Genomic DNA, 20,828 nt, shown 5'->3' with positions numbered 1-20,828 from the left:
TAAGTCAGTTGATATTAAGCCACTCTTCGGAGTGGCTTTTTTTTATTTCATGAACAAACCAGTTCAATAATTTTCCTCAATCAACTCCTTATTTAGCATCGCTCCAGCAATATTGCCTGTATAAACTGCGGTTGCAACAGACCGCATGGGATGAGCGCAATCCCCAATTGCATAGATGCCTTCCACAGTTGTTTTTCCAAACATATCTACTTCAATGTGGCCGGAATCCATAATGGCGCACCCAATTGTTTTAACGAAAGATACTTTCTGTTCAAATGGCAATCTTGCATAAAGTGCATCCATGATTTCGATAGAACCATCCTCCAGAATCACATGCCTCAGAGTACCATTCTCATGCACAGCTTCCACCACTGAATCACTGATCACCTGAAATCCATGATCAAGTATTTCATCCAGATGGGCTGCATCAAGGGGTTCATTTCCAATCAGAAATAGCTTTAGATCATTTGTCCAATTACTGATCAGCTTCACCATATCAAATGCCTGCTTGACGGGTACTAAGATGCCGGTCTTCTGGTCTTTAAATTCATATCCATGGCAGTAAGGACAATGAATAATCGTTTTGCCCCAGCACTCCTTAAATCCAGGAATATCTGGTAAAACATCCTTCAGGCCACCCGCTAGTATCACTCTCCTGGCAAAGACTGCCTTTCCCCCATCGATGGCTACTTCAAAGGAGTCCTTTTGTCCCATTATGTCATAGGCGCTACCATCATGCCAATGAACCGTGGGGTATTGAAGTACCTGATCCTTCGCAATAGCCGAAATGTTAGAAGGAGTAGCTCCATCATGTGTCAAGAAGTTATGTGAGTGTGGTGTTGGCTTGTTACAAGGGTCACCCCCATCAACAATCAAAACCTTCCTTCTTGATCGTCCAAGTGCCATAGCAGCAGACATCCCTGCGTAGCTACCTCCAATTATTACAACGTCATATTGCTCTTCCATACTTTTTAACTTAAAACTGTTTCAAAAACGTGATCTTCCCGATAAACTGTTGCTCCAGAAATGGATTTTCCAATCCGTCATTTCTTGTATCGTTAAACACCAAATAGACAAAAGAAAGCGGCTGATACTCCCAGCTGGCTCTCACGTTCCACCTACCCTGTTCATCAAATGTGTTGTACTGATAGAATGCTGAAAGTTGAACCCTGGGATTAAGAGCGAAGCGAGAACCGATGGTGGTTAGATGAGTGTCTAAATCCTGCCTGCTTTCTCCCAAATTGTTGAGGTCATTGTATTCGTAATCTACCGTCAAAGCTGCATGTGGAATCGGGGCAATCCGTAAACCTCCCCTTACTGTTGTCCTTTTTCCATTGTAAAATGAACCCCAGTTTACACTACCTGACAAGGAAACTTTAGCTGACCGATCCGTATTGAAATTCACCTGCTGACGGGTGTAGTAATAATCGTCCTGGGCAATAGGCACGCCCAATGGCGAAAAGTTGAAGTTGATGTTTTGCCAGGTAGGAAATATCGCATACTGAATAAAGCTACCATCAGTGAAAAAGACGTAAACAGGAAACAAGTAAATACTCGCTTGCTGAAATTTCTCCGGATCACTGAAGTCGTGGTAATAGTTGAAAAATGCGCCCGGATCAAACCTCCGGATCCAGGGAATGTTCTTCGGTCGCCAGATGTAATAGCCACCGGGATTGTGCTGGATTACATTCTTTTGAAAAACAAATCCCATATCCGGATTGTAGTCTTCAGAAACAAAATTAGTGAGCCAGCCCAGGTAATATTTGTTGGTACTGTTTCCCGCAAAAAAGCGACCGGCAACTCCTGTGGTATCATTCGAATTATCCCTACTCCCCGAAACCATGTAAGACACGGTCCACTCATTTGTCGGTCGGATAAATCCATCTACAGTCACTGTTGTATTGTTGCTTTGCTGTATGCTAAGTTCATTTGATTGTTCATCGAGACGATGTGTGACCATGAAACCGATATTGTTCTCATTTCCGTAGTTCCGCTGATAGCGAGCCACCCCAAAATTTGCAGCCGGGGAATTGGACGTCTCAGCCTGACGAATATATAGGCCTGCAATCGCCCTGTTCTCGTTACGCATGGTATAGCGCCCACCAGCATCAATCCGTGCCGGTTCTGCATTGAAGTTTCCTTGCAAACCAATGGTTCGACTGAAAAAGGGTACCACTGAGCTATTGTTTGCCCCTGCCCAAATGCCGGAATTTTCCAGGAAGAATTGCCTCCTTTCGGGAAAGAAGATATTGAAACGCTCCAGGTTATTGACTGCCCGATCCACATCTGCCTGAGCAAAATCGGTATTGAAAGTCAAATCCAACACTGATCGGGGATTGATCGCCCATTTTACATCTCCACCCAGCTTTACTTCGCCATCTGACATGGCCGTTTCGCCTTCCTCAATATTATCATACTGATAAAGCAAATAAGGTTCTATTCGCACGTTGGCACTCGGCTCAGGCAACTCTAAGCCCTGCAGTTGTGCAGCATATGTCATACGGTACGGAGAGAACGATTGTGGAATAGCAGGAAAAACGGTTTGCTCGTAATCCCTTCTTGCCAAACGGCTGAATGTGATCCCCCATGTAGGCGACTCACCAGATGGCAACTCTTCATACCGAATGGATTTGAAAGGAATGGCAAACTCTGCATAATAACCGGAATCGGTACGATGCGTTCGTACCGACCACAAAGCATTCCAATCGTTATCATAGTTCTGATCGTTGAATGCCTGCATGTCCCGCTGATTTCCATATGGGGTAGTTTGGAATGATACGCAGTATTGCTTGAGGTTCTGAGGATCAAGCTGAACGAAGAAGATGTCATTTTCCCCAAAAGCGAAATCCCGTCGAAGATCCTGAACCCGAATGCCTTTCTTTCCTAAGGAATCTTTGCAGAATGTTCCAACATAGAGATTCTTTTCGTCAAATAGCAACTTCACCCATGTGTCATACAAATAGTCCCCACCTTGACGTGGTTCCATCCGGAAAAATTCATCTATTAATTCTGCATTCTGCCAGTCTGCTTCATCCAGTTTTCCGTCTATTTTTATTGGTCCGACTGCTTTTGATGCTGAAACAACAGGAGCCTCATCTGGTGGTGGAAAGTTTTGGTCTTCCTGGGCGATCAATAAGATTGCGTTTAAATGGAAAAACGTAAGGAGGGTGTAGCCTCTAAGGCTGTAAGTATTTAGGTTGAGCATAAAACCATATTTATAGTTTTATTACCTACTAGAATCTAAACTGCATACCCATCAAAACACGTCTAGGCATACCAGGTCGTAACGCACCGTATGTTCCCTGGAAATAGATTTCATCGGTGATATTATCCACCTTCAGAGATACACGGTACTTAGGCTGCTCATAATATACTGATCCTTGCCAGATAGTATACTCCGGAAGAGAAAACTCATTGTTGTCCATTAAATACACATCCCCTACATAGTTCAAACCAACGCCCATACCTAATCCACTCAAGGTCCCGCTGGTCAGTCTATAGGAAGTCCATAGGTTGAATGATGTTTTTGGTAATCCATTTGGACGGTTTCCTTCGTTAAAGTCAGATTTTGAATACTCGGGTTCATTGTAGCTATAGCCGGTAAGGATATTCCATCCGTTTGCAGGATTGGCAATCAATTCTACTTCGTAACCACGACTTGTTTGCTCTCCTTCCTGTATCGAATACCCCGGGTTTGCCTGATCAGCAACCAGAATATTGGTACCTACAATCTCGTAGATTGCTATAGACGGAATCAACCGACCATTCCACAATTCTCCCTTGATCCCGGCTTCCATTTGGGTGAATTCGATTGGGTCAAATCTTTCGCCATTTACATCTTCTCCACCCTGATTGGTAAAGCCTGTAGAGTAATTACCGTAAACTGAAACCATGTCCTTTATTGGCTGAAAGACAATGCCTGCTCGTGGTGAAAAAGCGGTTTGATCATACCCTTCTGAAGTACTTCCAGCTGTTATATTTCGATTGTCTCCTTGTTTGAAATAATCCAGTCGACCACCTAACACCACGGTTAATCTATCAGTAAGTGAGATCAAATCTTGTGCATAGAATCCGGTGAACTGATCCGCAGAAGTGGTGATCCGCCCCCAGTTTCTGCTTTCGTTAAGTGCAGAATCCGGAATAGCAGGAATAGCCTCATACACATTGACCTGATCCACATAAACAAATTGTCCTCTTTTTTCAAAGTCACTTTCCCGGTGCAGGTAGTCCGCACCAAAAAGCAAGCTGTGCTTTACAGAACCAGTATTCACTTCACCATTCAAATTCAACTGCGTGCCGAATGTATTATTCACACGATCTCTTGCCCATGTGTATCTGTCAGCCAGCGAATCAGACGCCATTTCTGTATAGGCGATCCAGCTTTCTCTGGCTACACGGCCATATCCAAAATTCAGATTGAGTCTCCATGTATTATTGATCTGATGATTAAGTGTTCCCTGCATCGTAGCAACTTCCGTGAGATTGAATGCATCTGATGGTGCAGGATTAAAGCTTCTGGATAAATTCGGTAATTCATCAGGTACATAATTCCACTCGCTGATGGATGGCCACTGAACATCTGTACTTCTGTTTCGAAGGAACTCTCCATCCAGCGTTAATTCAGTGGACGGGGAAAGTCTGAAAGTCAATACAGGTGCGACAAACACCCTACTGGTATTTTCCAGGTCAACATAACTGGAAGCACCTTCAATTGCGGTATTGATTCTAAACAAGGCTGATTTATCTTCATTCAATGGCGTGTTTACATCCAGAGTCGAACGCAAAAGCCCCCAACTTCCAACCGTGAGCCCGGCAGATCCAAAGAATGCATCCGTAGGTTTTTTGGTAACCACATTTACCAACCCACCTGGGCTATTTAAATCCCCTCCTGATGTACCATAGAGGGTACCGGATGGCCCTCTAAGCACAACCATTTCTTCAATATTTGCTACATCTCTCGGAGCATTTATCAAATTCGGATATCCGTTTCTATAAGATGGCCTTACTTCAAATCCCCTGGATTTTTGCGCCAGCTGCACCGTGGTTCCCGGATAATGTGGAACCACTCCGGTCACATTTCTTACAGCCTGGTTGAAATCGATAATGACCTGATCATTGATGATTTCCTGATTGACCACAGAAACAGATTGTGGATTATTTAGTCTTTCTACATTCTGTTTCAGACCCAGCGAAGTGATATTTTCTGAATAAGGAATATACCTTTCACTAGATACAACCACATCTTCCAATTGCTGAGAAGTTTCATTCAGCGTAATAGTGATTCGGGTAGTTTCTTGTGAGTTTACCTGGATATCAATTCTCTCTACGGAGTAACCGATTCCGGAAACTACAAGGGCATAACTCCCCACAGGTACATTTTTAATGACAAATCGCCCTTCAGGATTTGTATACCCGCCCTCATTGGTACCCTCAAGGGAAACATTGATTCCTAAAAGAGGCTCTTGGCTTTCTGAATAAATGATGCCCTCCACCTGGCCTGAAGTCTGTCCAAAAAGACTTATAGGTAACAAGAAGGCGATTATGAGTAACGATGTTAGTGATAGTTTCATAGTAGTTTATTGTGTGATTATTAGTGAGTTAATAGATTGGTTTTGCTTTGCCTGGACCAGAGTACGCCGACAAAAAGCAATACCATACCATAAATGATCAAGGCTATCATATTAGCCGAGCTCAGTCTATTGGTTGTTAAAGGTTGATATTCGAATTCAGGCAGATCCGGCATCATTGATTTGGTAAATTTTTCTCCTCGAAAAATCATTGGAAGGAAATGATCCCTCCAGACCAAAGCAAAATCACTTACCTGTCGTCGGTAATCTTCATAATGCCGAGTGGATGTACCTGAAATTTCATTGAATGAACTTTGGAGTAGTAGTGCTGGAGAAATAAACCGTAGCTGATCTACCCAATCTTGCTGCTGCTTTAATTTAATTTCGTACTCATCCAGTACCGGCTTTATTTCACTTCTAATCAAGTCCTGTGTAGCAAAATATTCCTGCCATCCTACAGAGCCACCTTCAAATCCGGCCAATTCGGGATGATCTCTCAGGAAATCTTCTAACAGTTCATCGGCCTTTTCTTCGGCCTCTTCATTTACCACACGTAATTCATTGATCAGCTTAGCTCTTGATGGTACCGGATAGAGACTATTAGCCATCTGATTGACGGATGAAGGCACCAAAAGCACTAACAATATCCAACTGGCAATTAGCCAAACTGCATTGTTGGCTGATGATTGTCCTTTGAGATTAACCAGACAGGCTAAAACAAACCAAAACAGGAGATAGCCCAGAGTTAGGAAGATGAAGGTCAATGTTTTACCAAAATCTTCAACCAACGACACGCCTGCAAAAGATAGAATAGTGACCAACAGCACCACCAGAATGCCTGATAGCAACACATATCTCATAAATGCCTTTTGCAGCAACCACCGAAACACAGACACAGGGTGACTGGCTATCACCTGCAGGATACCCTGCTCCCTTTCCTGAGACAGAATATTGTAAGTGAATGCGATTACGATGAGTGGTAGCAGGTAGATCAGCACAAAAGACAAATCAAATGTTCCAAACATGAGCTGAACAGGATTCGAAAGCTCAGTATAGTTTAGCTCAAAGCTTTCTCCGTACATATTCGGCTTGACATAGTGGGTATAGATGTCACTCTGACCTGTTGCGATAATGGCCATTTCATCCGGAGGCATGGCTGCTACCCTCAGGTAGCTATAACCCATCACGTTAGGCTGATCTGGCATAAACCATCGCGGCACATTCACCGTAAATCCTGCTTCTATTGAGTCCAGCAGAATAACCCCAATGGAGTCTTTTTCCGCAACTGTTTCCTGTGCAGCTTGGATATCCGCTATCCGCTGATCTACCCTTTGCTTTCCATTTATCACAGCAAATAGCACCAGCACTGTGAGGATAAAGATTAAAAACTGCAGCCATCTCTGACGAAGCAGAGAGATAAACTCGTATCGATTGATGTAGCTTGATTTCTTTTTCATACCCTTAGTGATAAGATTTTTAAACCAAAAAATGACACTGAAAACCATAGTCCCAAAACCAAGATATTGCTCCAGTTTCGGCCCATGATTTGACCCAACGACGGAGGATTGTATTCGAAATCCGGCACATTCTTCCAAAGAGACCGATCTGCCTTATAAGCCCAGTCTCCATAAGTAGAGTTTTCTGCAAAGTGCATATTCAGCGTGTCTACTAGACTCAACCGATAGTTTTCCGCAGCATCTGAAAAATCCCAGTGTGCACTATAATCCGTTCTGGCTAAAGCCATGGACAAAAAACGGGTGGGTAAAAAAGGAGAAGCGACTGCTGCTGCTTTATAAACTCCTGATTGTTTTTGGAAGGTATTTTTCAGCTCCGCATAATGCTTGAAATAGACTTGAGCTTCATGCTCCTCGCCTTTCTGCATACGATAGCCATCAAAGTTGAAAGGAAGCTGACTCAGGCTATCTACACCATATTTTTCCAGGGTTTCCCTTTCAAAATCCTTAGCTGCCTGACTCCATGGGTTGTGCCCATCCAACCCTGCCTTCTTATCCTTATCTACCCTGGAGGCAAAATCCTGTCTACTTGGATACGGATAGATCGAATCAGCAAGGTTACTGGAGGCTTTTGGCATAGCCAGACAAGCCACAATCCATATTGCTAAGAGACTTACAAGGGAAATTCCAGACTGCTTCGATACCGCAGATACAATGAGTGTGATGTTGATGAAGATTGCATAGTAAACCAAGTACACCACAAACAACAGGAGTAGCACTCCATAGTTTAACTCCCCGAAATTATCGATCCTGGAAAGCAGAATAAAGGCAATCACAAACAGACTTGTGGTGAGAATTAATACGGGTAGGAATATTCCAGTCCACTTCCCTAATGCAAGCTTCCATGATGAGATTCCTTGCCCTTTTAGAAACTTCAATGTACCATGCTCCTTCTCCCTGGTAAACGAATTGTACCCAATAAGAATAATGAGCAATGGAATGATAAAAAGCATGATGAAATCAGGAGTCAAATCTCCAAATCGCGCCAATCCCGTCTGATCAGAAGCTGCCATGTACTGCGCCTCATTTCGTTTATGTGCTTCCAGAAAGATCGAGATTCCTGAATATTTATCAACTCCCGGATCGATCAGGGACAATGGATACTTTGGCTTAAATGCATACGTACCATAATGTGCAGCTGAATGTGGGTTTTTATCATCCTGGCTCTCCCAGATATTGCGTGCATTTTGCTTTGCCTCAGCATGCTGCTGCTGTACAGAAGAGAGGTAATTATAGCTTAACCATACCCCCATGAGCATCAATAATGAAACGATCACTATAGACACAGTGAATCTTCCTTCCCGGAGGTTCTCTTTAAATTCTTTTAAGGCTATTTTTCGGATCATGACAGTACAGGTTGGGTAAGTTTCATTGTCTCCAAATACAATTCTTCGAGTTCCTTCAGGGAAATCGCTTCCGCATTTAGTACATGCTCCAGTTTGCCCTCCCGCATGATGCCGATATGCGTCCCGACATCTTTTGCCCTGAACAAATCATGAGTGGCCATCAATGTGGCTACACCCCTATCTTTCATATCCTGAAGTAATGCTGAAAATTCATTACTGGCTTGTGGATCTAACCCAGAAGTAGGTTCATCCAGCAATAAGGCTTTCGCTTCACGTGCTTTCGCCAAAGCGATACCTACTTTTTGTCGCATCCCTTTGGAGTAGCTACTTACACGTTTATGAATAAACTCTTTTTGCAATCCGGAACCGGATAACAATTCTTCGAGCTGTTCCCTGGAATTGTTTTTACCACCCAAACCACAGAAGTAGTCCAGATTCTCCAAACCCGTGAGATTTGGATAAAGCATCAGGTTTTCAGGAATGTACGCGAGGTATTTCTTGGTTTCTGAAGGTTGTTCCGAAACATCTATCCCATTGATTTTAACCTGCCCGGCACTGGCGGGAATAAAACCCATGAACAAGTTGATCGTGGTTGTTTTTCCAGCTCCATTCGCGCCCAACAGGCAAAATACTTCGCCTGGTGATACTGTTAGATTTAAATCGGTAAGCGCCTCATGCTCACCGTATTTCTTTGAGAGATTGATTGCTTCCAGCATAGTTTGGTCAATTAGTGTGAAAATCGTTTATGCAACATAATTGCAATCTACAAGCTCTAGACATTCAATGCAATAGTGTTGCATTTAATTTATATGAATGGTTATGGTGTATATGATCCCTTAATTGCAACTGTGTTGCACTTATGAAATATTAGTCTACCTTTGCCCAGCGATCGCATTACTTTAGGTTGGGGAGGGCAAAAGCTCTTCCCTTTTTCACCATATAGTGGCATGCTTTCGAATCAAGTTTTAAAGTCTGAGTGCTTTAATCCTGGCATCTGTAATTATGAAAGCCAGCTTGTTCACATCGGTAGCGTTGAGTTGCAATTTCCCATGGACCAATAGCATCTGATCTACACGGTAGGTATTTGGTTGGTATGGTTTGCCTAGCTCCACCATAACCACCGATTCGATACCGGCTTGACCACAAAAAAAACAGCTTGCATTTGGGTACCGGGAAACGATTATAACTGAATCCAATTCAGAATACGGAAGATAAAACCCTGTGAGACTGATTTCCTTACCTTCTTGTGCAATCAAATTTGATGTGAAAACAGGAATTCTATAGTATGTATCTAATTCCGCAAAGTATTTTCGCTCTTTTGATATCTGTGCAAATTGCTTCCAATAATCAACCTCAGGAATCTTAAAGGACTCCTCTTGCTCTCGGTGTTCTCTGACTTGAAAAAAAACAATCAGGATTATTCCAATAAGAACCGAAATTACTGGCCATAAAATATTTTGAAGCTTCCTTTTCAAATATCCACTCTAAGAATGATGCGTTTTTCTCCAGTCTTTTCTATTTCCGGCGAACGATGTACGATACCCGGTGTTGGATTCATCCTATCGGAAAGCTCTCCTTTTAAAATCCCGACCTCAAACGTTTCCATCCTCTGTATTTTAAAGGGGTTTTTAACAATTTGATCATTCCTCTTTCCCAAAGCACCTCGATTTAAAGCCTTTTCAGGTAGCCACTCAGTGCCTTTCCCGTAATAGGTAGTAAATAATCTTAGCGGGTATCCATCCGTATGAAATTTTGTGCATTGATTTGAATGGATCACTTTCAGTATGACCGTGCCTGACTGGCTTGGTGAAAAAGTGAGGAAATCACGAACCACAATAAAAACGTCCTTCCAAAAAGCATCACCTGCTGTTTTGTTTTCGCCATCCCAAATTCCTCGAATTTCTGAAATCCACTTTTCCAGGTCATTCACATCGGTAAAAAAAGAAATTGGCTCTTTATCCGATGATACAACATGTTGCAGGTAGCTACTGATTTGCTGATTAGTCTTACGCTTCCAGCTAAATAGATTGACATCAGATTCAAGTATTACGTTTCTTTCCGACCATGAATCACTAATGATTTGCTTCGGGTTGCGAAACCAAAAGGTGATGTCTGGCAAAGCCTTCATTAAATTCATATCGGCCAATCATCCTGAAATCCATTACCTGCTTTCATTCCGGCTATCTCTAAATCGGTAACCAGGCATTTATCCAAATCAGCAGTAATCTTATCCTTATCCATGTCCTGCCCGATAAATACCAGTTCATTCATCCGATCGCCCCATTTTTTATCCCATTTAGCCTGGATGTGATCCTGATTTTCCATGTAAGCGGGGTTCATGGCGCGTTGCTTCATGGGCACGCTGGCCCACCAGCGACCGTATACCTCAGCTTTTAGTGAGCCACCTGCCTGACTCCAGAGGATGGCATTATCGGGACGGGACGCAATCCAGAAAATTCCTTTGCTTCGAATGATACTGGTGGGAAAACCCTGACTTACATATTCGAGGAATCGTTGTGGATGAAAGGGTCTGGAATTTTGATACACGAAAGAACCAATTCCATACTCTTCCGTCTCCGGACTATGGCTGATCCCCTTCTGAGCTAGCTCTAGTTCCTTCTGCCATCCTGCAGACTGCTCCGCAATCTCATAATCAAACAGACCGGTATTGAGTATTTCCTTAGGATCGATTTTGCTATGACTCGTTCGGATAATTTTAGCGGTTGGATTAAGCTTGTGCAGTGTTTTTTCTAGTAAGCCCAACTGCTCCTCGGTGACCAGATCAGATTTGTTTAGGATGATCACATTAGCAAACTCTACCTGATCAGTCAGCAGGTTTACAATCGACCTGTCATCCTGCTCATCATCGGTCATCTTTCGATCTAAAATCGTATCAGCACTTCCAAAGTCTTTGAAGAAATTGAAAGCATCCACCACCGTAACCATGGTGTCTAGCTGGCTAAATTGCGTGAGATCATACAGCTCATCTCCTGTCGCAAAGGAGAAGGTTTGTGCAACAGGAATCGGCTCAGAGATACCCGTACTTTCGATGAGCAAGTAGTCAAATTTGTTCATCTTGGCGAGCTTCTCTACCTCAATCATTAAATCCTCTCGAAGTGTACAGCAGATACAGCCATTGCTCATCTCCACCAGCTTCTCCTCTGTTCTCGAAAGCTTCGCTCCATTGGCAACAAGCTTTTCATCGATATTTACTTCACTCATGTCATTGACAATCACTGCCACTTTTAATCCTTCACGATTATTAAGCACGTGATTGAGCAAAGTCGTTTTTCCGGCTCCCAAAAAGCCGCTAAGCACCGTTACTGGAAGCTTTTTCTTTTTCTTTAATAGGTTCATCTTCATTCTTTTTCCTTAAAGTGTCCAGTAGTTTTTGTGCACGGATGTTTAGCAATACCACCCGATCTCTCAGGTCTTTTTGTATTTCCAATACCATTTCAGGGGTTAGATCTGCTTCTGGTGAATGGTCATGATTATGACCGGCATGATCGTGTTCATGATGCTCGTGTTCATGCCCCGGCACCTCCATAATGGTAGATTTCCAGTATTCATAATCTCGGGTCAGTGTCCGAACAGAATCTTTAAGCAGTGATTTTAATGGATCTTCTAGCTGATCGGCCTGTGCATATATCTGTTCTATCTTCTCTTTCACATGTTCGCCAATTTTGATAGCTAAATCGTGTGTTTCTACACTCTGCTGATGCAGCTTTTCTTCACTGGAAGCTGTACACGAGACGATAAAAAGGATTACAATTAATCTTCTCATGGTTGAACCACTTTAGCGTTCTCCAAAATGAAAACCAGACGCTCATAGTTATCTACATTTAATCTCAGCTTACCTTTCACAGTAATTACCTCATCCATCCTAAACGGTCGTTGAACTGAGTTGAACTCGATCTCCGCCACAGACTCTTGTCCTACACCCCCACCACAGAAAAAGCAGGCAGCATATGGAAGTTGAGAGATGATGATCCGCTCATTTTCCAGCTTAAATGGAAGGTAGTGTCCGGTTAGTGTTATTTCCTTTCCTTCCAGACCTTGTAACTCTTTGGTGAAAATGGGGATTTCTATTTCCGCTCCATACTCATCTGACCATTTCCATTTGAAACGGGTGTCAGCAAAAGCTTCCCAGCCTGAAACCTGAGCATTTATGGATAAGGTAAGTAATAGGTTAATGAGCATACCCATGATGTCTCCATTTGAGGTTTTGAACATGCGCATAGATGATCACCAACGCTCCGGCTATCGAAAGCCCTGCGGAAACCCACAAATGAGTAACCGATTCGCCATTAATGATCAATAAGAATCCTGCTACAAAAAGAATGGGAATAAAATGTTGCTTGTGTCTTAAAAAGCCGGATAGAAATGAAAAGATACCAATCAAAAGTGCCGCACCAATGATGGTTAGTTCTATCCATTCCTGATCCACGATTCCCAGAAACAGATCTAGCCCAAATATTACTAAAAATGGTATCGCGATACAGTGAAATACGCAAAGAAGAGAGACACAAATCCCAAGGTTATCAGGTGTTATCTTTAGTTTCATTTATGCAACTTTATTGCAAGTTAAATCTTAACCTGATTTATTGCAACAGTATTGCATTTAATTGTGTGGGTGACAAAGGTTTTCCACCTGGAAGAAAAAAGCGATTTTATACTTAGGTATATTCCAAAATATGAAAGAATAAATCAATTTTGCTGTCTAATTGAAGAAGCAAATGAAAATGATTAAGAACCTATCATTCATAGCTGCATTTGCAGCTTTGCTAATCATCACTTCATGTGGAAGTGATGATTCTGACACGCCAGAATCTAGTGCATCTGTCACGTTTGATGGAAAAGTGTACCAGAAACCTAGCGATAATGAAATTGCCTACATTGAGTTTTCTGTGAATGATGAAACCTCTTTTTCGATTGGAGGTGATGTGGTGAATGGTACAGATACGTTGAACTTCACGGTGAGAGTGCCAAACTTAAATGTAGCTACTTATACCAAATCATCTAATGGTGATGAGGCAAGTATTTCGATATCCCCATCAAACGGGTCTACCTACACTACTGATGTGTTTGGGTCGGAAACAGATAATTCCGACTATGAAATTCGGATTACAGAGGTAACTGATAAAACCGTCTCAGGAACTTTTACGGCCACAGTTCAGTCATTTAATGATGAGGCGACCAAGGAGGTATCAGGCGAATTTGTAGCCATTGATTTTGCATCATTTTTTGATTTTTAATTAGACAGAGTAACTTTTAAAAGGGGCTTCTAGCCCCTTTTTTATTATATATTTAATTATGTCAGACATCACCAACAGAAAGGACATTGAGCTACTTGTAGATGCGTTTTACGAGCAGGTCATTGTAGATGAAAGCATCGGTGAGTTTTTCACGGAGGTTGTGAAATTGGATTGGGAGGTTCACATACCAATCATGTACAATTTTTGGGAAACAATCCTTTTGGACAACATGGTTTACAAAGGGAATCCCATGCTCAAGCACATTCAGCTCAGCCAGAAAAGAATGTTAGAACCTCACCATTTTGAACGATGGCTGGAGCTTTGGGAAGCAACCATTAAAAATCACTTTGAAGGCCTCAAAGCAGAAGAAGCAATCAGCCGAGCGAAACAGATTGCGAGTTTGATGAAATATAAGGTTGAGAATGCAGGGTAGTTTCCAATTAGCTACTTTTACTGAATGACTGAAATACCTCCCTGTCCTAGCTGCAAATCACCCTATGCCTACCCGACCGATAGCCTGCTAATGTGTCCGGAGTGTGGACACGAATGGAATCCAGATGAGCCTTCAGAACAAGACAGTGAGGCGATTAAAGACGCCAATGGAAATGTATTACAGGATGGTGACACGGTAGTAGTTGTTAAAGACCTACCCGTAAAAGGAGCTCCTAAACCAGTAAAGGCAGGCACCAAAGTGAAAAACATCCGCCTCACCGACGGAGATCACAACATCGATTGCAAGATTGACGGATTTGGCTCAATGGCACTGAAATCTGAGTTTGTTAAGAAGGCCAATTAAAACATCTCCGCTTCCATCTTGATCGTCACATCCGACTCCTGACAGATGGTTTTTTGCAGTCCTTTGCAACGCGACATTTCATATTTATAGAAATAGTCTAATGTGTGGAGCTTACTTTGTTTGAAGGTTTCCTTCTGATCCAAGGCTGCTATTCCCATTTTCAACCATTGCCATCCGATGACAACAGTTCCGAATAAATCCATGAAGATTGTTGCGTCAGAAAGGTAGCGCTCATGATTCCCTTTCATCGCATGTGGCATCAAATGAACCAGGCATGTTTCGATCAGCTTAGCTCCCTCACCCAGTGTCATCGCATAAGACTTAAGCTCATCATGGCTCATAGCCGACTTAATCGTAGATTCAATCTCTCCAGCCAAAAGTTTCAGAGCTGCTCCTTCCATCATCGTCACCTTACGCCCCATCAGATCTAAAGATTGAATACCAGTGGTTCCCTCATAAATAGAAATGATCCGTATGTCCCGCAGGTACTGCTGCAGAATGAAGTCCATCATGTACCCATAGCCTCCTAAAATTTGCAATCCGGTATCCACGGCATCTTTTCCGGCTTCTGATGGATACGTTTTGGCAATTGGTGTCAGAATTTCCGCAAGGAGATGATAGTGATTTTTGTCCTCTCCCTCAGAAACCATCTGCATATCCACATATCTGGCACACTCAAGGATCAGACTCAAACTTCCCTCCACAATCGCCTTTTGATGCAATAGCATTCGCTTCACATCCGGATGATTGATGATGAGTGTCTGCTCTTCACTCGGGTCTTTCTTTCCCGTGCTTTGAAGTTTTCTACCTTGTGGTCGCTCTTTGGCATACTGTAATGAGGCATAATAGGCTGCAGAAGCGATCCCTGTCCCCATTCTTCCAGTGGCAATCCTGGCCTCATTCATCATCTGAAACATATACGTCAGACCTCTGTTTTCCTCTCCTACAAGGTATCCAATGCTTTCCCCACTATCCCCAAAGGCAAGATGGTTGGTACAGTAGCTTCTTTGTCCTAGTTTTTCAAATTCACCAACTACATCTACATGATTATAATCACCAATGCTTCCATCGTCGTTCACGAGATATTGAGGAACCACAAACAATGAAACACCTTTGGTTCCAGCTGGAGCACCCTCCACACGTGCAAGCACCAGATGAATGAAATTGTCCGAAAACTGATGGTCACTGGCAGAGATAAAAATCTTTTGTCCCTTAATGGAATAGGTTCCATCTCCTTTTGGTTTTGAGGAAGAGGTGATATCTGAAAGTGAGCTGCCAGCCTGAGGTTCGGTCAGACACATGGTGCCACCCCATTTCATTTCCAGCATTTTTGGAACATATTTCTTCTTTAGCTCCTCCGTCCCAAAAGTGACGATCAGGTTGGCCGCCCCGGCTGTCAATCCCATGTAACCTGTTACATGATTGTTGGCAGCTTCCATGATGAAATAAAGTGCATTGAACACCATCAAAGGAAGCTGAATACCTCCATCTTCCTGATCCATAAACCCACCAATCAAATCCATTTCACCAGCCATCTTTAAGATTGGGCCAAATTGCTCGTGCACCTTTACCCTACCGTCTTTGAAAACGGATGGTTTTTCGTCCATTTCTTTGATGTAAGGAAAAAGGGAGCTGTCGCTAAAATCCTTTACTGCGTCCAATTGCAATTCAATGGACTGCCTATCAAAAGCAGTAAAACGGTCGTGCCTAAGTAAACTTTCTAGTTGGTGAACATCATTTAATAGGAATGAGAGAGTTCTGGGATCGTAGTATTGCATGGGCTAATTTGATTGATACCCCAAATTAACTAATAACTTATAAGCTAGCTTAAGCTGTTAAACCTTCGAGGTTTTGAAAACTTCAAAGGTTTGCCGGCAATTACTAGGCCTCCACTCCTTCCGGCTCTACCCACTTACCATGCTCCTTGATCAGCTCAATGAGCTCATCCAGTGCATGCTCAGAGGGTACGCCTCGCTTCACGACTTCCTGACCTTTGTATAGCGTAATCTTACCTTTCCCGGAACCTACATACCCAAAGTCTGCATCGGCCATTTCTCCTGGACCATTTACGATGCATCCCATGATACCGATCTTCACTCCCTTGAGGTGGTCTGTTCGCTTGCGAATCATTGCAGTGGTTTCCTGTAAGTCAAAGAGGGTTCGGCCACAGGATGGGCAAGAGATGTATTCCGTTTTAGTGATTCGGGTACGTGCTGCCTGCAGAATTCCAAAGGCAGTATTGTTGTATAATTTCACTAAGTCGATGGAAGGAGTAAAAGTCGGTGACAGCATGATTCCATCACCAATTCCATCTATCATCAATGTACCTGCATCAGTTGAAGCATGCACAATCAATTCATCCTGTGTTCGCTCGTCGTATGACTGATTGAGTACTACCGGAACATGAATCCCACGGCTCATGAGCGCTACAACGAACCTTCTGACACTTGCAGTAGCATGAGACTGATCAGAACGCAGTATAAGCACTGCGTTGGCTGTTTTTTCCAGCAAACCAAAGATTGTTTGGTTGTAATTATCCGTGTCAACTTCTATAAAGTTTAACTTCTCATCAAATGATTCAACTTTTTCTATATCAGTGATATATGGGAATTTATTTACTTTATCGCTGCAATTTTGCCAAACCTCATAATCCATCACCTCTTTCAGGCCATTCGGAAGCATGAATTCAATCGGATTTGAACCTGTATAAATGTAGTCTGCTCCCAGATCATTCATCCCCCACTTGTCCAGTTCCGGCAAATAGGAATGCCCAATTGACTTTAAATCTTTCATCTCCACTTTGCTGACTTTGGAGAAATCAGCAATCACACGAGGTACATTTTCTTTTCCAAAATTCAGTACCTCTTCTGTCTCTCTGCGTTTGTATTCAAACGGATCTATTGGCCAGCCATTGGCTGGTTCTATTGGTATTTGTTGTTCCTTGAATTGAAGACGATCCACCATGATCTGAGCGACCGGTGCTTCTACTTCCGGCTCCTCTGTAAGTGACACTCGAACAGTATCGCCTAGCCCATCTTCCAGCAAGGTGCCGATTCCCACTGCTGATTTAATCCGGCCATCTTCCGCCTCTCCCGCTTCAGTCACCCCAAGGTGTAATGGGTATGGTTCCAACCCCTCTTCATCCAGCTTATTCACCAGCAATCGATACGCCTGCACCATCACTTGCGGATTGCTACTCTTCATGGAGATGACCAGGTCATTATAGTCCATCGACTCACAGATACGTATGAACTCCAAGGCTGATTCTACCATGCCCAGTGGGGTATCTCCATACCGGCTCATGATCCGATCAGAAAGAGAACCGTGGTTGGTTCCAATTCGCATGGCTGTTCCATGCTTTTTGCAGATTTCTACGAGCGGAGAAAATTTATCCTCGATGCGTTTAATTTCATCTGCATAGGTCTGATCCGTATACTCGATCTGTTCAAATTTCTTTTTGTCGGCATAGTTGCCAGGGTTCACACGTACTTTTTCCACAATGGTGGCTGCAAGTTCTGCGGCATTAGGTGTGAAGTGGATATCGGCAACCAACGGCACATCACATCCTCGTTTTCGAAGTTCGTTTTTAATGTTCTCCAAATTCTGAGCCTCCTTGATACTGGGAGCCGTGATACGAACGTACTCGCAACCTGCCTCTACCATTCTCAATGTTTGTTCCACTGACCCCATGGTATCCATCGTATCCACAGTGGTCATGGATTGTACTCGAATGGGATTATCACCTCCTAATGGAATATTTCCAATGTACACTTCCCGTGTCTTTCGCCGGGAATACTGTGTTAGACTGTTGCAGTACTTAAATTTCATAGATCAATCCGGTTTTGATCAACATTAAATTTAAAACTTGTCTTTTCGACAATCGGAGAAATATTCATTTCAATTACATTTTCATAAACCTAGATTATTCTCCACTTCATACCTGACAGATATTTCGTTTCACTCAATATGACAAGTCTTAATCGGGTGTGAAGCAATTAAATATCTCCTAATTGAGGTCTTAATACTACCTCTTCTATGACACTACGCTCACTCAACCGATAACTGGTATAGATGGTTTCGGCAATATCCTCCGGTTTCATGAATCGCTCTTCCGGAATATCCACCCCATCCCAACTCGGTGTTTTCACGGCTCCTGCTAAAACAGATGTCACACGCACACCAAACTCTTTCAACTCTTCTCTGATCGCTTGCGAAAAACCATAAAGCGCAAACTTGGAAATGGAATACGATCCACCATTTGGGTAGGCTTTTAGACTGGCCACAGAGCAAAGATTAAAGATATGACCACTTTTATTTTGCTTCATTGCCGGTGCTAAAGCGCGTGTAAGGTGATATGCACTATACAAGTTGGTATTAATCATTTGCTCCAATGCTCCTTCTTCTTCTTCCAATACCGAACCGGGATTAAAAACGCCCGTGTTATTTATGAGGATCTCTACCGGCTTAGCAGTCATTCTTACAAACTCCACAAAAGATTTCACACCCTCCTTTTTTGAAAGGTTTGCTGCGAAAGTATGTATGAGTACTTTATATTTCTCGTTGATTTCTTTTCTTAGGACCTCAAGATCATCTTCATTTCTGCTACAGGTAGCCACGGGCCAGCCTTCTGACGCGAATCGTTCAACAAGTGCTCTACCTATTCCCTTCGTTCCGCCGGTAATTACCACCAATCTCTCTGAATTATGCATGTTTCTTTTTTGATTATTCCTTAAGGTGTTATGTTTGACAAAGCTAACAATCTTAGCGCACGCAACTTCATGAAGAGTTTAGGGAAATTCGTCATTTTTTTAGGTCAACTGTTCGTCAGAAGGGAATCATTCAAGACGTACGTCACTCGTATCGTTGATGAAAGCATTAAAGTTGGCTACAATTCAGTATTCATTGTTGTGATCGTTTCGGCCTTTATGGGTGCTGTAACAACGGTACAAACGGCGTATAACCTCATTTCACCACTTATCGCCGATCCTGTGATTGCTTTGGTAGTAAGGGATATGACACTCATAGAGCTTGCCCCTACCATTACAGCGATTGTGTATGCAGGTAAAGTGGGATCAAATATCGCAGGAGAACTAGGTACGATGAAAATAACCGAACAGGTGGATGCACTGGAGGTGATGGGGATTAATGCGACCTCTTATCTGGTTCTTCCTAAAATAATTGCTTCTATCCTCATGTTTCCGGTTTTGGTGATCATGGCAGGATTCGTTTCTATTTACGGTGGATATCTGACCGCTCAAATTACTGGAGTAATATCAGGTAACGATTACATCCTTGGGATCCAGATGGATTTCATTCCATTCCAGGTCACCTTCGCACTGATAAAGGCAGTGGTATTCGGCTTTCTCGTGGCTGCAATTAGCTCATACAAAGGATATTTTACATCGGGTGGAGCATTGGAAGTAGGTCAATCCAGTACAAACGCCGTGACTAGCAGCTGTATAGCCATACTGGCCGGAGATTATCTATTAGCTTATCTATTAGCCCCATTATTGACACCATGATAGAAGTAAGAAATATTTCTAAGTCATTTGCTGACAAGCAGGTACTTTTTGATATCAATGTCGATTTTGAGACTGGCAAAACCAATATGATCATTGGGGCAAGCGGCACAGGAAAAAGCGTTTTGCTTAAGTGTATTGTTGGCCTAATCAAACCAGATGAGGGTACCGTTGAATTTAATGGCCGGAGTTTTGCCAACGCTTCAAAAGAAGTTCAAACCGAGATTCGAAGAGAAATGGGAATGCTGTTTCAAGGAGGTGCCTTGTTTGATAGCTTAAATGTGGAGGCTAATGTAATGTTTCCACTCAATGTCCTGACAAAGCAATCGTATGAAGAGAAACTTGAGCGCGTGAACTTTTGCCTGGAGCGTGTGGGACTAGAAGATGTCAACAATAAAATGCCATCTGAAATCTCCGGTGGTATGAAAAAGCGTGTGGGCATTGCACGAGCTATTGTGACCAAACCCAACTACTTGTTTTGCGATGAACCCAACTCCGGGCTGGATCCTCAGACATCCATCAAAATCGATAATCTCATTAAGGATATCACTGATGAATACGGCATCACTACGGTGGTGGTATCGCATGACATGAACTCTGTGTTGGAGATAGGAGACAAAGTAAACTTCATGCACGAGGGAAGAATCCTTTGGACTGGGCCAAGTGATGATATCGGAGACTCTGATGTACAAGAATTGAACGACTTTGTTTTTGCTGGTAGACTGATGAAGATGGTAAAAGGTGTTTGATCTATTGCAGATTAAAATAATCCTTACTCTTTTTCGTGGTTCTCACAATATTTAGGAAAATCACACATTATAACTGTGTACC

General features: G+C 42.8%; 20 protein-coding genes. 5 read left to right on the top strand and 15 right to left on the bottom strand.

The genetic code is table 11. The features are described from left to right. Positions 1-63: 63 nt before the first annotated feature. From ACP14Y_RS17685 to ACP14Y_RS17630, 12 genes are all read right to left on the bottom strand, one after another. Complete coding sequence (locus ACP14Y_RS17685; protein WP_424964226.1) at positions 64-966, bottom strand: NAD(P)/FAD-dependent oxidoreductase; 903 nt, start codon at positions 964-966, stop codon at positions 64-66. A gap of 10 nt (positions 967-976) precedes the next feature. Continuing rightward, positions 977-3,205 (bottom strand): DUF5916 domain-containing protein, encoded by a 2,229-nt coding sequence (locus ACP14Y_RS17680; RefSeq protein ID WP_424964225.1) that lies wholly within the window; start codon positions 3,203-3,205, stop codon positions 977-979. Between the two features lie 28 nt (positions 3,206-3,233). Beyond that, positions 3,234-5,570, bottom strand: coding sequence for a TonB-dependent siderophore receptor (locus ACP14Y_RS17675; RefSeq protein WP_424964224.1), 2,337 nt, complete (start codon positions 5,568-5,570; stop codon positions 3,234-3,236). Between the two features lie 20 nt (positions 5,571-5,590). Further along, positions 5,591-7,024 carry a DUF3526 domain-containing protein gene (locus tag ACP14Y_RS17670; protein WP_424964223.1) on the bottom strand — a complete coding sequence of 478 codons (1,434 nt, stop codon included), beginning with the start codon at positions 7,022-7,024 and terminating at the stop codon, positions 5,591-5,593. Continuing rightward, the gene (locus ACP14Y_RS17665; RefSeq protein WP_424964222.1) at positions 7,021-8,427 is read right to left on the bottom strand and encodes a DUF3526 domain-containing protein; all 1,407 of its coding nucleotides are present in this window, start codon (positions 8,425-8,427) and stop codon (positions 7,021-7,023) included. The genes ACP14Y_RS17670 and ACP14Y_RS17665 overlap by 4 nt, the downstream gene beginning before the upstream one ends. Next, positions 8,424-9,143, bottom strand: a complete 720-nt coding sequence (locus ACP14Y_RS17660; RefSeq protein WP_424964221.1) for an ABC transporter ATP-binding protein — start codon at positions 9,141-9,143, stop codon at positions 8,424-8,426. Before ACP14Y_RS17660 ends, ACP14Y_RS17665 begins: the two co-directional genes overlap by 4 nt. A gap of 249 nt (positions 9,144-9,392) precedes the next feature. Further along, positions 9,393-9,902, bottom strand: coding sequence for a hypothetical protein (locus tag ACP14Y_RS17655; RefSeq protein WP_424964220.1), 510 nt, complete (start codon positions 9,900-9,902; stop codon positions 9,393-9,395). After that, the gene (locus tag ACP14Y_RS17650; RefSeq protein WP_424964219.1) at positions 9,899-10,555 is read right to left on the bottom strand and encodes a DUF1826 domain-containing protein; all 657 of its coding nucleotides are present in this window, start codon (positions 10,553-10,555) and stop codon (positions 9,899-9,901) included. Before ACP14Y_RS17650 ends, ACP14Y_RS17655 begins: the two co-directional genes overlap by 4 nt. A 5-nt stretch (positions 10,556-10,560) precedes the next feature. After that, complete coding sequence (locus ACP14Y_RS17645; protein WP_424964218.1) at positions 10,561-11,784, bottom strand: GTP-binding protein; 1,224 nt, start codon at positions 11,782-11,784, stop codon at positions 10,561-10,563. Then, on the bottom strand, positions 11,738-12,211 hold the full coding sequence (locus ACP14Y_RS17640) for a hypothetical protein (protein WP_424964217.1): 474 nt from the start codon (positions 12,209-12,211) through the stop codon (positions 11,738-11,740). Before ACP14Y_RS17640 ends, ACP14Y_RS17645 begins: the two co-directional genes overlap by 47 nt. Next, entirely contained in the window at positions 12,208-12,660 is a 453-nt protein-coding gene (locus tag ACP14Y_RS17635) for a DUF3299 domain-containing protein (RefSeq protein WP_424964216.1), read from the bottom strand. Before ACP14Y_RS17635 ends, ACP14Y_RS17640 begins: the two co-directional genes overlap by 4 nt. Next, positions 12,617-12,991 carry a MerC domain-containing protein gene (locus tag ACP14Y_RS17630; RefSeq protein ID WP_424964215.1) on the bottom strand — a complete coding sequence of 125 codons (375 nt, stop codon included), beginning with the start codon at positions 12,989-12,991 and terminating at the stop codon, positions 12,617-12,619. The genes ACP14Y_RS17635 and ACP14Y_RS17630 overlap by 44 nt, the downstream gene beginning before the upstream one ends. Before the next feature lie 172 nt (positions 12,992-13,163). Here ACP14Y_RS17630 and ACP14Y_RS17625 point away from each other — a divergent pair, with 172 nt between their 5' ends. From ACP14Y_RS17625 to ACP14Y_RS17615, 3 genes are read left to right on the top strand one after another with little or no spacing between them, the layout of a single operon-like run. After that, entirely contained in the window at positions 13,164-13,682 is a 519-nt protein-coding gene (locus ACP14Y_RS17625; protein ID WP_424964214.1) for a hypothetical protein, read from the top strand. Positions 13,683-13,740: 58 nt separating this feature from the next. After that, complete coding sequence (locus tag ACP14Y_RS17620) at positions 13,741-14,115, top strand: group III truncated hemoglobin (RefSeq protein ID WP_424964213.1); 375 nt, start codon at positions 13,741-13,743, stop codon at positions 14,113-14,115. Between the two features lie 24 nt (positions 14,116-14,139). Continuing rightward, on the top strand, positions 14,140-14,478 hold the full coding sequence (locus tag ACP14Y_RS17615; RefSeq protein ID WP_424964212.1) for a zinc ribbon domain-containing protein YjdM: 339 nt from the start codon (positions 14,140-14,142) through the stop codon (positions 14,476-14,478). Here ACP14Y_RS17615 and ACP14Y_RS17610 read toward each other — a convergent pair. The 3 genes from ACP14Y_RS17610 to ACP14Y_RS17600 all read right to left on the bottom strand — a co-directional run bounded on the left by ACP14Y_RS17610 (position 14,475) and on the right by ACP14Y_RS17600 (position 19,187). Next, complete coding sequence (locus ACP14Y_RS17610; protein ID WP_424964211.1) at positions 14,475-16,256, bottom strand: acyl-CoA dehydrogenase; 1,782 nt, start codon at positions 16,254-16,256, stop codon at positions 14,475-14,477. The genes ACP14Y_RS17615 and ACP14Y_RS17610 overlap by 4 nt on opposite strands. A 103-nt stretch (positions 16,257-16,359) precedes the next feature. Continuing rightward, the gene (gene ispG, locus ACP14Y_RS17605; RefSeq protein ID WP_424964210.1) at positions 16,360-18,306 is read right to left on the bottom strand and encodes a (E)-4-hydroxy-3-methylbut-2-enyl-diphosphate synthase; all 1,947 of its coding nucleotides are present in this window, start codon (positions 18,304-18,306) and stop codon (positions 16,360-16,362) included. Positions 18,307-18,473: 167 nt separating this feature from the next. Then, positions 18,474-19,187: an SDR family oxidoreductase gene (locus ACP14Y_RS17600; RefSeq protein WP_424964209.1), complete on the bottom strand. Its 714-nt coding sequence runs from the start codon at positions 19,185-19,187 to the stop codon at positions 18,474-18,476. Positions 19,188-19,256: 69 nt separating this feature from the next. On the opposite strand from ACP14Y_RS17600, the gene ACP14Y_RS17595 reads away from it, so the two are divergent. Next, a complete protein-coding gene (locus ACP14Y_RS17595; RefSeq protein WP_424964208.1) occupies positions 19,257-20,000 on the top strand; it encodes an MlaE family ABC transporter permease in 744 nt (247 codons plus the stop codon). Next, a complete protein-coding gene (locus ACP14Y_RS17590) occupies positions 19,997-20,746 on the top strand; it encodes an ABC transporter ATP-binding protein (protein ID WP_424964207.1) in 750 nt (249 codons plus the stop codon). The genes ACP14Y_RS17595 and ACP14Y_RS17590 overlap by 4 nt, the downstream gene beginning before the upstream one ends. Positions 20,747-20,828: the final 82 nt, after the last annotated feature.

Source organism: Ekhidna sp., assembly GCF_965247405.1.
Lineage (GTDB): Bacteria > Bacteroidota > Bacteroidia > Cytophagales > Cyclobacteriaceae > Ekhidna.
This window is presented reverse-complemented; position numbering and strand designations above follow the sequence as displayed.